Below are 14,353 nucleotides of genomic sequence, written 5' to 3' on the forward strand. Positions count from 1 at the left end.
CTGGACTCAAGTACAGGTTTAGAAGAAAAATTCAAAAATAAAAAATCAACAAAAAAGTGGTAGAAATTTTTTTTTATGCTACCCGAAAAGATTACTTGCAAAATAAGTACTCCTTTACTAAATATTTAAGAGAGTATTTTTGGTCTTAACAGGATCTAAGAGGAAGAAATGATTATAAAAAACACTTTTAAAAAGCACCAAGGGACTATGTTAATCGGATTAGCGATTACAGCCGTAACTTTATCAAACTACGTGCATGCAAACGAACAATCAGCAATGCCACTTACCTACGTTTCAAGTAAAGCGATTGAAAACAATCCTGAAGTACAAGAAGCATGGCATGCTTTTAAATCTTCTATTTATGGAGTGGATGCTGCCCGTTCAGGTTATTTACCAAGTGTTGATGTATCAGCAAGTGCAGGATATGAAAGAAGAAATTACGGTATTGAAGAAGAATATAACCGTAATACAGCCGAATTAAGCGTTACTCAAATGCTTTATGACGGTTTTAGAACATCGAATACAGTTGACCGTTTTAAACGTATTCAACTTATTAGGTACTTTGAGCTTATTTCTCAAACAGAACAAACAGCACTTGAAGCCTCGATTGCACTACTTGACGTACAAAAATTCAAAGAGTTAGTACAACTTGCAGAAGCTAATTTACAAGAGCACGAGTCTGTATACCAACAAATAGAGCAAAGCGTAGGCGCCGGTGTAGCGCGCGCAGCAGACCTAGAACAAATTAGTGGCCGTTTATCTCTAGCGCAATCTAATGTATTAACGGAGTACTCAAATTTACATGATGTAAGCGCTCGCTACCTAAGGGTTGTAGGTGAGCTGCCTATGAACGATATAAAGCAAGCTGACCTTGATGAAAACAATATACCAATTTCGGTTAACCAAGCGCTAGACGTCGCCTACAAAAACAGCCCTTCGTTTTATGCCTCTTTGTATAATATTGAAGCGCAAAAAGCGAACGCCAAAGCACAAAAAGCGGCCTTTCACCCTAACGTAGATTTATCTGCCCGCTACGGTAGCCAAGATAGAGATGAGCTTGGTCAAAATGAAACCAGAACAGAAGCGCGAGTCGGCATAGATATTAGTTATAACTTGTATAACGGTGGTCTAGATAGCGCTAATTTAGAACAAGCTTATCAAGATATAAACATTGCAAAATATCAACGAGATCAAGCCTGTATTGATATTCGTCAAAGTCTGCAAATTGCCTACTACAACGTCACTATACTAGAGCAAAAGTTGCCAGCGCTTAATCAACACCGCGAATCATCAACTAAAGTTAAAATTGCATATAAAGATCAATTTGATATAGGCCAACGAACTCTACTAGACGTGCTTGATGCCGAAAACGAATCGTTCCAATCAACACGTTCATACATAGTTGCGCTATACGACCGCCAATCGGCTATTTTAACTATGCTAAAAGAAATGGGGAAATTATTGCCAGCACTTGACGTAATGTCAGGTAAATACCCTACATTAAAAGAGCTAACTGACGATCCTATTGTGCATAACGCACAAAATATTTGTCCGAGTTACGATGTAGCAACCACCTTTAGCCGCAAGGCATTTCTACAAAAAAAAGCGAAGCAAGATAATGCCTACATGAGTGTAACCGCTATGCCAAGGTACTTAGATATACCGTTGGAAACCGACACTACACCAAGTAACTTTTTAGATGATGATGGTGACGGCGTACCAAACGAGCAAGACACTTGTCCGAGTACACCGCTGTCAACTAATGTTGATTTATCTGGCTGTACAATTTATAGCGCATCAACCTCGAATATAGAGATTGGTATCCCTTTTTCTGCTGACTCAAGCGATGTAAGGTCTCAATATATTCAAGAAATTAGTCGGCTTGCAGATTTTTTAAAAGAAAACCCAAATAAGCAGGTTGAAATACGAGGTCATGCATCTCTAGATGGAGATCGAACATATAACCGCAAACTATCTGAAAAACGTGCGTTTGCCGTTGCTGAAATTCTAATTAAACAATTCGATATAAAACCAAAACGTGTTAAATCGTTCGGGTACGGTATTGATCAACCTCGAGTAAACGAAATATCAGTAAGAGCGAATGCTGCGAATCGACGTATCGAAGCTGTAATTACTGATAGCTAAGTCAATTAACGTTATGTAAATAACCTAAACTCGGCTTGAAATATTTAAGCTAAATTTATTTCTCGAGTTTAGGTTTAGTAGTAACAACCGCATGCAGTTCTACATAACATTGGATGGTTTATGGAATTAAACGATGTACTTGATCATGGTGGCATACTCGTTGACTGCCTAGCAGTTTTATGTCGCCATCATGATAAAGAGTTTTCAAGAGAAGCACTATTAAATGGACTTCCTCTAACTGATGGAAATCTTACTCCATCAGGTTTTTCGCGCGCAGCTAAGCGCATTGGCTTTAAATCGAAAGTAGTTAATAAGCCACTACAAAAAATTAATACAGCACTACTGCCTGCCATCTTAATTTTAAAAGACAATCAAGCCTGTGTTATTAATTCTATTGATTACGATAAGCAGGTGGTGAGTGTAATTTACCCAGAGCTTACCGAATCAGTTATCGAACAAAGCATTGATGAATTAGCAGGCAACAGTGTTGGTTTAATTATTTATGCACAACCAGAATTTGCATTTGATGAGCGAACACCTGTACTTGAAAAACTATCAAAAGACGGATGGTTTTGGGGAGTAATTAAAGAATGCCGCTCACTTTATAAAGACGTAATCATTTCAGCTATTGCTTTGGGCTTTTTGTCGGTTGCTATGCCTTTATTTGTAATGAATGTATATGACCGCGTAGTGCCTAACCATGCAACAGAAACCCTTTGGGTACTTGCCATTGGTATTTTAATAGCACTCACTGCTGACTTTGTTTTACGCTTAGTAAGAGGCTATTTTGTAGAGCTTGCTGCAAGCAGAATAGATGTCAAAGTATCGGCTGTAATTATGGAGCGGGTATTAGGTATGAAACTAAAAAACCGTCCATCATCAGCTGGCTCCTTTGCTAGCAATATTCAATCATTTGAAGCTGTACGTAACTTTTTTAGCTCCATAACGCTTGTCGCATTAGTCGACTTACCATTCGTAGTTTTATATTTAATTGTTATCGCCATTATTGGCGTACCTCTAAGTTTACCCATTATCGCGGGCGCACTTATATTATTAGCTTACGCTATAGCCGCACACCGCAAACTTGAAGCCCTTTCAGAGCAAACAATGAAAGCAAGCTCAATGCGAAATGCAGTATTAGTAGAAAGTTTAACCAATATTGAAGATGTAAAAAGCTTTCACTCAGAGTGTAAAACACAATCTGTATGGGAAAAGTCGACCATTTACATTGCGCAAGTAAACGCACAAAGTCGACTCGTTTCTAGCTCTATATCAAATACAGCATCGTGGATACAGCAATGTGTAGGCGTGATAATAATGATAATAGGCGTACACCTCGTTATTGAAGGTGAGCTAACTCAAGGCGGATTAATTGCAGCCTACTTATTATCATCTCGTGCTATGGGCCCTATTGGGCAGTCAGCCGCTGTTTTAGCGCAATATCATCATGCCGCAATAGCAATGCAATCACTAAATGAGATTATGGAAAAAGAGGTCGAGCGCCCACCTGGTAAGCATTGGTTAAGACACCCTATTTTAAAGGGCGATATAGAATTTAAAGATGTATGCTTTAAATACTCTGACGAATCTCATAATGCACTCAACGGCGTTAGTTTTAAAATTAAAGCCGGTGAAAAAGTCGCAATTTTAGGACGTAATGGCTCTGGTAAAAGTACATTAGAAAAGCTTATCTTAGGGCTATATGAACCCTGTTCAGGAGCAATTTTGATGGACAATAACGATATACATCAAATTGACCCTGCAGAGCTTCGCCATAATATTGGTTATGTACCGCAAACCGTAGCCCTGTTTTATGGGACCTTAAAAGACAACCTTACGATAAGCGCTTGGCATGCCAAAGACGAGCAAATTATTGAAGCCTGTGAGCGAAGCCAATTATTTGATTTAATTAATTCGCACCCAGACGGATTTGATTTACAAGTAGGCGAGCAAGGCCGCCAATTATCAGGAGGGCAACGCCAAGCTGTAGGTATGGCAAGAGCCATAATTAACGACCCACCAATACTATTACTAGATGAGCCAACCTCATCGCTAGATCACAATAGTGAAAGTAAAATTATTAACAATTTAAAAAATTATTCTAAAGATAAAACCCTAATTGTAGTGACTCACCGCTCATCATTACTCGAGCTTGTTGACCGTATTATAGTTTTAGATAACGGAAAAGTAGTTGCTGATGGACCAAAACAAAAAGTAATTGCGGCGTTAAATAATAAAACCGTGGAGCAAGCCTCATGAGTGATAACAAAAAACCACTTGAACAACGCTCTTTTGAATCTGTTAGCAAAGCAATAGAAGCAAGAAAACAAGGTAAGCCATCCGTATTTAATAAACTATTTAAAGGATGGATCTCACCGCCAAATACTCAAGACTGGGTAGTAGATGCACAGTGGGAAAAAATGCAGCAAGAGCCAGCAAGCGCTAGGTTACTGCTTTATTTAATTTGTTTAACGTTTATATGCCTCATTGTGTGGTCTGGCTTTGCTAATTTAGATGAAGTTGCTCGTGGCGAGGGTCGTGTTATTCCCTCTAATAAATTACAGCTTATTCAATCTTATGATGGTGGTATGGTCGAAAAAATAAATGTCCGAGAAGGCCAAATAGTAAACGAGGGTGATGTACTCATTAAAATAGACCCTACCCGCTTTATTTCTAGCTTTAGGGAAAATCAATCCAAGGTTGAATCGTTAAGTGCAAAAGTTGCGAGGCTCAGAGCGCTCACTCAAAAAAAGGAGCTCGTATTTAACGAAGATGTTATAAAAAATGCACCTCAGGTGGTTCAACACGAACGCTCTCTTTATTTGAGTAACAGCCAAGAGTTGGAGCAACAGGTAAGTATTCACAAACGCCAACTAGAACAGCGACACCAAGATTATATTGAAGCAAAAGCGGCACTTCAGCAGCATACCAGTGCGCTACACTTAACAAACAGGGAGCTTAAAGTGACCCGTCCATTGTTACGCACCGGTGCCATTTCGGATATAGATATTATTCGTTTAGAGCGTCAAATAGTTGATTTAAACGGCGAGATAAACAGAACCAAGGCAGTTATAAATAGGAGTCTTTCGGCCATTAACGAAGCTAAAAATAAGGTAACCGAAGTTGAGCTCGTTATGATTAACCGCTGGAACAATGAACTCTCCGAAGCGCTACTGCGACTAGATTCAATTAAAGAAACTGAATCTGGCTTAGCCGATAAAGTAACTCAAACTGAAATACGCTCTCCTGTTAAAGGCACTGTACAACGATTATTAGTTAATACAGTTGGCGGTATTTTACAGCCAGGTAGTGATGTTATGGAAATTGTCCCGCTTGACGCTCAACTTGTAGTAGAGGCAAAAATCCCGCCTAAAGACATTGCATTTTTACGCCCTGGTCAATCTGCAATGATAAAATTTAGTGCCTACGACTTTGCCGTATATGGTGGCCTTGAAGCCGAAGTATTACATATTAGCGCCGATACAATTACAGATGACCGCGAGAATACCTTTTATTTGGTGCAACTAAAAACCACCAAAAATAATTTTTCAAAAGAGCTGACTATTATTCCAGGAATGACCACTCAAGTGGATATTATTACCGGTAAAAAAACCGTACTTGAGTATATTTTAAAACCGGTTCTTAGAGCTACATCGCAAGCAATGACAGAGCGTTAAAACATTTTATAAATGGAGAAGTAATGCGCCAAAGTATTTTTATTACACAGCCTGAATTTGAATCGAAACACTGGCATACAGCGTTTCCTGGTTGTTTAATATGCACAAAAGAACCAAACAGAGTCACGGCATCAAGTATTATTTGGGTTTTGGCCGGCACACCTAATTGGCTTGAGCTTGTTAAAAAGTATTCTCAGCAACGTTTACTGGTTATAGTTATGACCAACGAACTAGAAATAAATCAACTAAGAAGTGCGCTTGAAGCAGGAGCTAGGGGGTACGTAGAAGCACTCGCTACTAAAGTAATTATTGAACAAGTACTGGAGACAATTTGTGCTGGCGGAATATGGTTACCTGGGCAATTACTATCTAACTTAGTAGGAGCTTTATCAAATACACCGTTTAAATATGCGAGCACATGCGAGCTTGATGTACTCACAAAGCGAGAACGTCAAGTAGTCGATATTGTTGTAACAGGTGCAACTAATAAGCAAGCTGCAGAATCTTTAAATATTACAGAACGCACAATTAAAGAGCATATGAGCTCTATATTTAATAAGCTAAAAGTTCGCGACCGTATTCAATTAATGTTAGTTGTAAAAGGGCATTAACCGCACAGTTAATGCCTATTACTTACTCTTTAATAACCCCATCAAAACCTAAGTTAATAAGCGTATCTATATCATCTTGGCTTGTTACACCTTGAGCCACCACTTTAATGCCAATAGAATGCGCTAACGTACACACTCCCCGCAAGAATGTTTGGTTATCTTGGCTGTAACTAATATTGTGTCCGTAAACGCTATCAACCTTAATCATTTCAAGCCCAAACTCCTGAATTTTATTAATTTTAGTAAATTCAGGGCCCACACGTTTTAATGCTACCTTAGCGCCCATACATCGAGCCTGCTCACAAAAATCTTTAAATATCTCAATTTCGCTAACGGCAATACTTTCACGAATATCAAAACAAATTTTAGAGGCTAAATCAGGAAACGCCGAAAGGTACGTAAGAATCGAAGCAAGTGCAGCATCATCAAGTAACGTTTGAGCAGATAATTCAACCGAAATCAGTTCACTTGGTGGCTCAATACTATAATGAGCCACCAACGCCTTAATTAAACCCCAATCTAAACGCGCTAATAACTTTAATCGATTAGCCCACTGGTAGTAGTAACTAGCACGGTATACTTGCCCACCAAGCTTTAGGCTCAACCCTAATTGATTTTGCATTACCTGCCCTGTAAAGCTAGTTACTGGATAAGTATTTATTTCTAAATTATTATTGTTGAGTGCCTTTTCTATGGCATTTTTCCAGCTAGTTGCATTATCAAACAGCTCACTTTCCTGCTTGATTTGAGCTACTTTTGCTTGTACATCAGATCGTTTACCCGATGATTTTAAAAGTTCATCCGCACGCTTTAATACATCAAATCGCGTGTCGTCTTTTTGAATATAAGTACAGCTGTGAGGTATCGCTAGCTTAACGTTTTTATACTCTTCAACAAACGATTGATGCATCAATAAAATACGTTCACTGATTGCTTGAATATCATCAATATCACTAAATAAAACTGTAAAATCGCTGTGAGAAATACGTGCAATGTAATTTTCAGAAAAGTGTTCTTGGTTGCTCTCTAAGAAGCTAACCAACATCTGTGAAAATCGACGTAGAAAGTTAACCATTTCTACTCGTCCCACTTCCTCACTTACGCGATCGAGGTTTACAACCCTAAATAAAAACAAAGCACCATGGGCATGATCTTTCGATTTTTGTAAGTGAGCCTCAAGCGTTGCACCAAAGTATTCTCTATTTGCTAAACCAGTTAGCTCATCGTGTTGCGATTTAAATCTAAGCTCTTCTAAACGTTTACTATCTTCTTTAATAATACGACTAAAACGGGTAGATAATTGGTTCATAGACTGCACTAAACGTGCAAACTCAAATGTACGAGGAACAGTGGATTTAATAAAACGTTTTTCACCAAATGCATTAGCCTGATACACAACATCATCTAATGGTTTTAAAATCCTACTTAAAAAGTAAGCACTAACTATACAAGCAAAAAAAGCGACAATTAAAAAACTAAAAAATAATTTAAGCGCACTTTCCCATAAGGCTTGCTCAGCATATTGACTATGGCTTTCTATAAACAAAGTACCAAACTGCTGCCAACCATCATTTACTTGCCCAACCCCTGGCTGTACATTTAATCCATACATTGCTCTAAACCACTGCGGAGCCGTCGCTTCGAGTTCATCGGTAAACGTGCGTTTAACAATCACCTCACCATTAGGGTTTTGTAGTTCTATTCGCTTATAGTGACCGGTATCAAATGTGGCCGATACTAATAATTCAAGCTCAACAGGGTCTTTGTCTAATTGGCTGATCATTAACGCGAGTGAACTGGCGTTATCTACATTTTTTAAGTACAGCTGGGTCGAAAAATAACTTTTAGCCGAATTAGTGCTAATTAAAACACTACTTATAAAGCCTACAAAAATAACAATTAATAATGCAATCCACAGCTCTTGCCTGAGTGTTATTTTTCGTTTTTTAAGATACTTAGATAAGGAAAATGATGCCATTACCACATAACTCCTTCTTTGGTTGTCTGCTCCAAAATTTTACGCCAGCGTGAAAGTCTTGCTGTTGGGCTGGCTACACTTTTGGTTGAATTATTAGCCCATAAACCTTGGCTGTTAAAGCTAAAAACAGGGCTTAAATCTACACGTTTTGCAGCAGGTAAAACCTTTGTTATTAAACTGTCTAAAATAAGTGGCTGAGCGTTTGGTGTAGCAAAATAACCTAACACCATATGTGCTTGCGTTTTGTTAGTGCCCGCAATTTTTGCTTTTACATAAATAAGGCGTAACTTGTCGTCACTCACCCCTAGGGCTCTCAAGCTTATATACTTTGCTATTGCGTAATCTTCACAATCACCTAGGCCTCTGCCTAACGTTTCTAAAGGGGTTGCCCAATAATCGTTTTGTTTCCATAGCAAAATATCAGTTTGGTAGCGTAAATTACGCGCAAAAAAATCATTAACAATAAGAATTTGTTGTTGCTCTGGTTTGTTTTGAGTTTGTACCAACATACTTTGCCAGTTACGTGCAACAGCCGCTCGCGCAGGTCCATATTTTTGACCCATCAGCTCAATAAAGGTATTAAATTGAATAGTTAGTCGGCTTGCAAGCACACCACTAGAGAGTACAAAAAACAGTAATAGGTAGCGCAAATTGGCTTTGCACCATATAAATAATTTAGGATTTAAATGAGTTGGCTTAAACGCCATTTACAGAGCCACTGTTAATATAAGTGGCAATAAAATACATCTGTTGAGCACTACGCAATCTGCTTAAAAATTAATCCTAACAACAGCATAGCACTCAATATAAGAGGATGAGATATTTTGAATAACTTTTTTAATCAACTGGGTTATTTAGTAATAAGTTACTTTTTTAACTTCGCGTGGTTTTACTTCACCTATGTATAAATCGTGCACACGCTTCATATTAAGCTCAAGCTCGGTCACGTAAGTGTCATCTACCGCGTAAGTTTTAATTATTTGTGCACCTTTAATAAGCCCCTGCACTTTACTTTCTAAGTAATCGTCTTGAGCAATTGAACCTTCCACCGTTGTTCCTGCGGTAATTTTTTGCCCATATACTTGCTCAGTAAGCTCGCGGTAAGCTTCAAGCTTAGAAGCCTTAATGGCCATAAGTTGTTTTTGCGACGCGTTAGCGCCTTTTTGCAAGCTAATAGGTGCATACCCTATCGCTTTTAAAACGGGGTAATTATTTGGCTCTACATATTTATATTCAACATGCTTATCAAAAACGCTGCTACAACCACCTAAGGTTAAACACCCAAGTGTAATAAGTAATGAAATTGCTCGCATAGCATTTAGCCCTTGTATAGTAATTAGCAGTACATATGCACGTTTAATGCCATTTATAGCATTACTAATAATTACCAAATAACATTGGTACAGTCCTTGCTCTACCTAGTTAATAGCTAACGTTTAATTGGAGTAAAAGTATGAAGTCGTTTTTATCATTGGCATTTGCAGGGTTAAGTGCAACGGCATTATTAACGTTCTCCACTTTTACTAAAGCGCAGTGGTATGAATCAACGGGCCATGCGAACGTTCAAAATGGTGATACAAGCGCGGCTAAATCTGCCGCTATAAAAGATGCGATTACACAAGCGTTAGTGTTCTCTGGCGCACGGGTTAGCTCTGTACAAACCCTGGTAGATGGCGTGTTAATGCAAGATCAGCTAAAAATTAGCAGCCACGGCGAAATTCAAAAAATTGAACTGGTCAGCGAAAATAAATACGACAATAAATTTGCCGTTACATTACGACTCGATATTTTTTCTCAAACAGAGCAATGCCCACAAAATAGTTTTAATAAGTTTGTGGCCGTTACACAAAGCCAACTTGTTCATCGTGAACACGCCAAAATGGGTCAAATATTTGACGTAAGCAAAGCGATTAGCAAAAATATTTTTACTTCCCTGCAAAAATCAAAAATGAGCGCAGTACCTATTGCTTACTATAATAATGCAATAAGCGTTGATAAGTACTTTTCGCAGCAGCACGACTATTCAAACGCTCAATTAGAAGAAATATCTTCGCGAAGTAACGCTCAATATGTTCTGCTTAGCCAAATAACCAGCCTTTCGACTAGCGACAAACTCAATAACGATTATGCATTTTGGCAAGACGAGGCGTATGAGCGCAGTTACAACATTGAGTTTGCACTGTTTGATGGCACTACCTATGAGCAACTTTGGCAAAATAGTTACCATACTCAAGCAATTTGGCCATTTGAAAAAACAGCCATAGTTGACGTTAATAGTGATAGGTTTTGGCAATCGCCTTATGGGCAAAGCATAACCGATATCAATCAAGCGGTAAGTTATGACATTCAAGCTGCCATGGCTTGTTTACCTACACAAGGTAAAATAATGCATATGGAAAACAGCAAAATAGTTATTAATTTAGGCAAAGCTCATGGTTTGAAAAAAGGCCAGATGCTAAGCATTGCTCACCATAACTATTTAACCGATGCCGCAGGTAATGTTATGCCGCACACTATTACCACACTTAATAAAATCCGTGTAGAACAGCTTTATCAGCAAACTGCTGTAGCTGTCAGTATTAATGACAAACCACTACCTGGCGTGCAAATTAACGATGTTGTAGAAATAATCAGCCAAAACCTTTAAATATTTAATTAACTTTTTTAGTTAATTTAGCTTTTAAATTAGGGTGAGCCGATAACCACTCGCCCAATTGTTCTACACCAGATAAATGCGGATAATGCTTTCTGCATGCAAACACCACATTACGCTGCTGATTAGGGAATATAGGCAAGTAATCAATCCCTACACGGTCGGTACATGCCAACTTTGGTACAAATGTAATACCGTCATCCATGGCCACTAACGCTAATAATGTTTCTAAACTATTACCTTTATACTGGTTAGATACATCGACTCCTGCAGAAAAACAAAACTTTTGGGCTTGATCTTTAAAGCAATGACCATCACTTAACATTAATAGGCTGCATCCTTGAAGATCGCTCAGCGCTACTTTTTTATGCTTAGACAGCGCGTTATCGTGTGATACCGCCACTAAAAAATCTTCTTTGTATAAAGCAACCGTATGGTAATTAATAAGCTCTGGCACATCGGCTAAAATAGCAAAGTCGAGTTCACCCTTGTTTAAAGCTTCTAAAATTGTTGCTGTTTGCATCTCAATAAACGAAAACTGGCTATCAATAAATGCCGCTTTCATCGATGTTAATAACGCAGGCAACAAGTAAGGCGCAATGGTAGGAATAATACCAATAGTTAATTTACCTTGTAGAGGCTCGTTAGAAGTAGCAGCAAGTTCTTTGAGTATTTGCGTTTGTTCTAAAATAATCTCTATTTGCGTCAACAAACGTTCACCTTTTGCTGTTAAGGTAACTTGCTTGGTTGAGCGATCAAACAAAGTAACGCCAAGCTCATTTTCGAGTTTTTTTACTTGACCACTTAATGTAGGCTGGCTTACAAAACATGCATCGGCAGCTTTGCGAAAATGTTTATATTGCGCTATTGCTTTTACATATTCAAAATCTTTTAAGTTCATATTCAGCTCTATGTGATAGTTTATAACTATCAGTTTAATACAAACAAACGATTGGAACTATATTTAATTATTCACCATAATGGCTATCAACAAATCAAGAGGAACAAAAACTATGTTAAACAATATCGAAGGTCAAACAATCCCAAGTGTTACATTTGCAACTCGTCAAAATAACGATTGGAAATCAGTAACAACAGATGACATTTTTAAAGGTAAAACTGTTGTAGTGTTTTCACTACCAGGTGCATTCACACCAACATGTTCATCAACTCACTTACCACGTTACAACGAATTAGCAGGCGTACTTAAGCAAAACGGCGTTGACGAAATTGTATGTTTATCAGTAAACGATACCTTTGTAATGAACGCATGGGCTGAACATCAAGAAGCGCAAAACATTACTTTATTACCAGACGGCAACGGCGAATTTACTGACGGCATGGGCATGTTAGTAGACAAGAACGACCTAGGCTTTGGTAAGCGCAGCTGGAGATACTCTATGCTTGTTAAAGATGGCGTGATTGACAAAATGTTCATCGAACCAGATTTACCAGGTGACCCGTTTGAAGTATCTGATGCAGACACAATGCTTGATTACATCAACCCTAAGCAAGCTAAACCAGAACCAGTAAGCATCTTTACTAAACCTGGCTGTCCTTTCTGTAAAAAAGCAAAAGAGCTTCTTGCAGAAAAAGGCTTCGCATATGAAGAGATTGTTATGGGTGCAGGCGCATCACTAACAAGTTTAAAAGCTGTATCTGGTCGTGACACTGTTCCACAAATATTCATTGGTGGTAAACACATCGGTGGTTCGGACGACTTAGAAAAATACTTTGCTTAATTAATAAGTAAATTAAATACCTAACGTTAGTAGGTAAAAAATAGGGGCTTTTATGCCCCTATTTATTAGAGGAAAAAATACTATGAAAGAATTGCAAACCGATGTTGTTGTTATAGGCGCAGGCACTGCTGGTTTAAGTGCTTATCGTAATGCTAAACAGTTCACACAAAATGTATTAATGATCGAATCAGGCCCATACGGCACCACATGTGCACGTGTTGGTTGTATGCCAAGTAAGTTATTGATTGCAGCCGCTGAAGCTGCACACGCAATTGAAATGGCACCTGCATTTGGTGTTCATAGCTCAAAGCCTATCATTGATGGCAAAGCAGTTATGGCACGCGTTAAAAGTGAACGAGATCGTTTTGCAGGATTCGTAGTAGAAGCCGTAGATGAATTACCAGATGGTGATAAAATTCGTGGTTACGCTAAATTTTTAGACACAAACCGCATACAAATAGACGACCACACAATTATTACAGCAAAACGCTTTGTAATTGCCACCGGTTCACGCCCTTCGTACCCAGGCGTATTTAATAACTTTGGCGACAAACTTATTATAAACGACGACGTATTTGATTGGGATGACCTACCAGAATCAGTCGCTGTATTTGGCCCTGGTGTAATAGGTCTTGAAATTGGCCAAGCACTTAGCCGACTAGGCGTAAATGTAAAACTATTTGGTGTAGGCGGCGCAATTGGCCCACTTACAGACCCAGTAGTAAAAGACTATGCAAATACTGTTTTTGCTGAAGAATTTTTTGTAGATACCGACTCAAACGTATCTGACATGATGCAAGTTGGTGACAAAGCACAGCTAACTTACACCGACAAACAAGGTGAAAAACACACCGAACAGTTTGACTACGTACTTGCAGCCACAGGCCGAGTACCTAACGTAGATAAACTAGGCCTTGAAAACACAGGCATTGAACTTGATGAACGCGGCGTACCGCACGCAGACACACACACAATGCAGTGTGGTGAATCGAACATATTTATAGCAGGCGATGCGAGTAACATGCTCCCATTGTTACACGAAGCATCAGACCAAGGTGCTATTGCAGGTCAAAATGCCGGGCGCTTCCCAGATGTGCGTATAGGTCTGCGCAGAGCTAAAATTGCAGCTGTATTTAGCGACCCACAAATAGCAATGGTAGGCGAAAGCTACAAGCAAATTACCGACCGTTTAGGCCCATGTGGTTGTTTTGAAGTAGGCGAAGTCAGCTTTGAAAACCAAGGCCGTAGCCGAGTAATGCTTAAAAACAAAGGTCATATGCGTGTATATGCAGAGCAAGGTACAGGCTTATTTTTAGGTGCAGAATTTATTGGCCCACAAGCCGAACACATCGCTCACTTACTAGCATGGGCTGTACAAAACAAAATGACCGTACCAGAAATGCTTGAGATGCCATTTTACCACCCAGTAATTGAAGAAGGGTTACGTACCGCCCTTCGCGATTTAAACGCCAAACTTAAATTTGGCCCAGACATTGTAAATTCATGTATGGAATGTGGCCCAGGCGCATAAACTATTTGCCACACAT

General features: G+C 38.9%; 11 protein-coding genes. 7 read left to right on the forward strand and 4 right to left on the reverse strand.

The features are described 5' to 3' along the window. Window positions 1-168: 168 nt before the first annotated feature. The 4 genes from L659_RS0106380 (at window position 169) to L659_RS0106395 (ending at window position 6,433) form a co-directional block, all read left to right on the forward strand. Window positions 169-2,145 carry a TolC family outer membrane protein gene (locus L659_RS0106380; protein ID WP_024589969.1) on the forward strand — a complete coding sequence of 659 codons (1,977 nt, stop codon included), beginning with the start codon at window positions 169-171 and terminating at the stop codon, window positions 2,143-2,145. A gap of 120 nt (window positions 2,146-2,265) precedes the next feature. Continuing rightward, window positions 2,266-4,404 (forward strand): type I secretion system permease/ATPase, encoded by a 2,139-nt coding sequence (locus L659_RS0106385; RefSeq protein WP_024589970.1) that lies wholly within the window; start codon window positions 2,266-2,268, stop codon window positions 4,402-4,404. Beyond that, entirely contained in the window at window positions 4,401-5,822 is a 1,422-nt protein-coding gene (locus L659_RS0106390; protein WP_024589971.1) for an HlyD family type I secretion periplasmic adaptor subunit, read from the forward strand. Before L659_RS0106385 ends, L659_RS0106390 begins: the two co-directional genes overlap by 4 nt. Window positions 5,823-5,845: 23 nt before the next feature. Then, on the forward strand, window positions 5,846-6,433 hold the full coding sequence (locus L659_RS0106395; protein WP_024589972.1) for a response regulator transcription factor: 588 nt from the start codon (window positions 5,846-5,848) through the stop codon (window positions 6,431-6,433). 22 nt (window positions 6,434-6,455) lie between these two features. Here the strand turns inward: L659_RS0106395 and L659_RS0106400 are convergent, their stop codons facing one another. The 3 genes from L659_RS0106400 to L659_RS0106410 all read right to left on the reverse strand — a co-directional run bounded on the left by L659_RS0106400 (window position 6,456) and on the right by L659_RS0106410 (window position 9,724). Then, complete coding sequence (locus tag L659_RS0106400; RefSeq protein WP_024589973.1) at window positions 6,456-8,411, reverse strand: bifunctional diguanylate cyclase/phosphodiesterase; 1,956 nt, start codon at window positions 8,409-8,411, stop codon at window positions 6,456-6,458. After that, window positions 8,411-9,118, reverse strand: coding sequence for a transglutaminase-like cysteine peptidase (locus L659_RS0106405; protein WP_024589974.1), 708 nt, complete (start codon window positions 9,116-9,118; stop codon window positions 8,411-8,413). The genes L659_RS0106400 and L659_RS0106405 overlap by 1 nt, the downstream gene beginning before the upstream one ends. A gap of 147 nt (window positions 9,119-9,265) precedes the next feature. Next, entirely contained in the window at window positions 9,266-9,724 is a 459-nt protein-coding gene (locus L659_RS0106410) for an LPP20 family lipoprotein (protein ID WP_008168853.1), read from the reverse strand. 140 nt (window positions 9,725-9,864) lie between these two features. On the opposite strand from L659_RS0106410, the gene L659_RS0106415 reads away from it, so the two are divergent. Further along, the gene (locus L659_RS0106415; protein WP_024589975.1) at window positions 9,865-11,058 is read left to right on the forward strand and encodes a flagellar assembly protein FlgT; all 1,194 of its coding nucleotides are present in this window, start codon (window positions 9,865-9,867) and stop codon (window positions 11,056-11,058) included. A gap of 4 nt (window positions 11,059-11,062) precedes the next feature. On the opposite strand, the gene L659_RS0106420 is transcribed toward L659_RS0106415, so the two are convergent. Continuing rightward, on the reverse strand, window positions 11,063-11,965 hold the full coding sequence (locus tag L659_RS0106420; protein WP_024589976.1) for a LysR substrate-binding domain-containing protein: 903 nt from the start codon (window positions 11,963-11,965) through the stop codon (window positions 11,063-11,065). Window positions 11,966-12,077: 112 nt separating this feature from the next. Here L659_RS0106420 and L659_RS0106425 point away from each other — a divergent pair, with 112 nt between their 5' ends. Beyond that, window positions 12,078-12,806 carry a glutathione peroxidase gene (locus tag L659_RS0106425; protein WP_010553231.1) on the forward strand — a complete coding sequence of 243 codons (729 nt, stop codon included), beginning with the start codon at window positions 12,078-12,080 and terminating at the stop codon, window positions 12,804-12,806. An 82-nt stretch (window positions 12,807-12,888) separates the two neighbouring features. Continuing rightward, on the forward strand, window positions 12,889-14,337 hold the full coding sequence (locus tag L659_RS0106430) for a dihydrolipoyl dehydrogenase (RefSeq protein ID WP_024589977.1): 1,449 nt from the start codon (window positions 12,889-12,891) through the stop codon (window positions 14,335-14,337). Window positions 14,338-14,353: the final 16 nt, after the last annotated feature.

Origin of the sequence: Pseudoalteromonas sp. S8-8, assembly GCF_000497875.1 — a bacterium.
GTDB lineage: Bacteria > Pseudomonadota > Gammaproteobacteria > Enterobacterales > Alteromonadaceae > Pseudoalteromonas > Pseudoalteromonas arctica.

What these genes read in the sequence shown, in the direction of transcription:
- L659_RS0106380 (WP_024589969.1), top strand. Translation starts at nt 169, where the DNA reads ATGATTATAAAAAACACTTTTAAAAAGCACCAAGGGACTATGTTAATC.
- L659_RS0106385 (WP_024589970.1), top strand. Translation starts at nt 2,266, where the DNA reads ATGGAATTAAACGATGTACTTGATCATGGTGGCATACTCGTTGACTGC.
- L659_RS0106390 (WP_024589971.1), top strand. Translation starts at nt 4,401, where the DNA reads ATGAGTGATAACAAAAAACCACTTGAACAACGCTCTTTTGAATCTGTT.
- L659_RS0106395 (WP_024589972.1), top strand. Translation starts at nt 5,846, where the DNA reads ATGCGCCAAAGTATTTTTATTACACAGCCTGAATTTGAATCGAAACAC.
- L659_RS0106400 (WP_024589973.1), bottom strand. Translation starts at nt 8,411, where the DNA reads ATGGCATCATTTTCCTTATCTAAGTATCTTAAAAAACGAAAAATAACA.
- L659_RS0106405 (WP_024589974.1), bottom strand. Translation starts at nt 9,118, where the DNA reads ATGGCGTTTAAGCCAACTCATTTAAATCCTAAATTATTTATATGGTGC.
- L659_RS0106410 (WP_008168853.1), bottom strand. Translation starts at nt 9,724, where the DNA reads ATGCGAGCAATTTCATTACTTATTACACTTGGGTGTTTAACCTTAGGT.
- L659_RS0106415 (WP_024589975.1), top strand. Translation starts at nt 9,865, where the DNA reads ATGAAGTCGTTTTTATCATTGGCATTTGCAGGGTTAAGTGCAACGGCA.
- L659_RS0106420 (WP_024589976.1), bottom strand. Translation starts at nt 11,965, where the DNA reads ATGAACTTAAAAGATTTTGAATATGTAAAAGCAATAGCGCAATATAAA.
- L659_RS0106425 (WP_010553231.1), top strand. Translation starts at nt 12,078, where the DNA reads ATGTTAAACAATATCGAAGGTCAAACAATCCCAAGTGTTACATTTGCA.
- L659_RS0106430 (WP_024589977.1), top strand. Translation starts at nt 12,889, where the DNA reads ATGAAAGAATTGCAAACCGATGTTGTTGTTATAGGCGCAGGCACTGCT.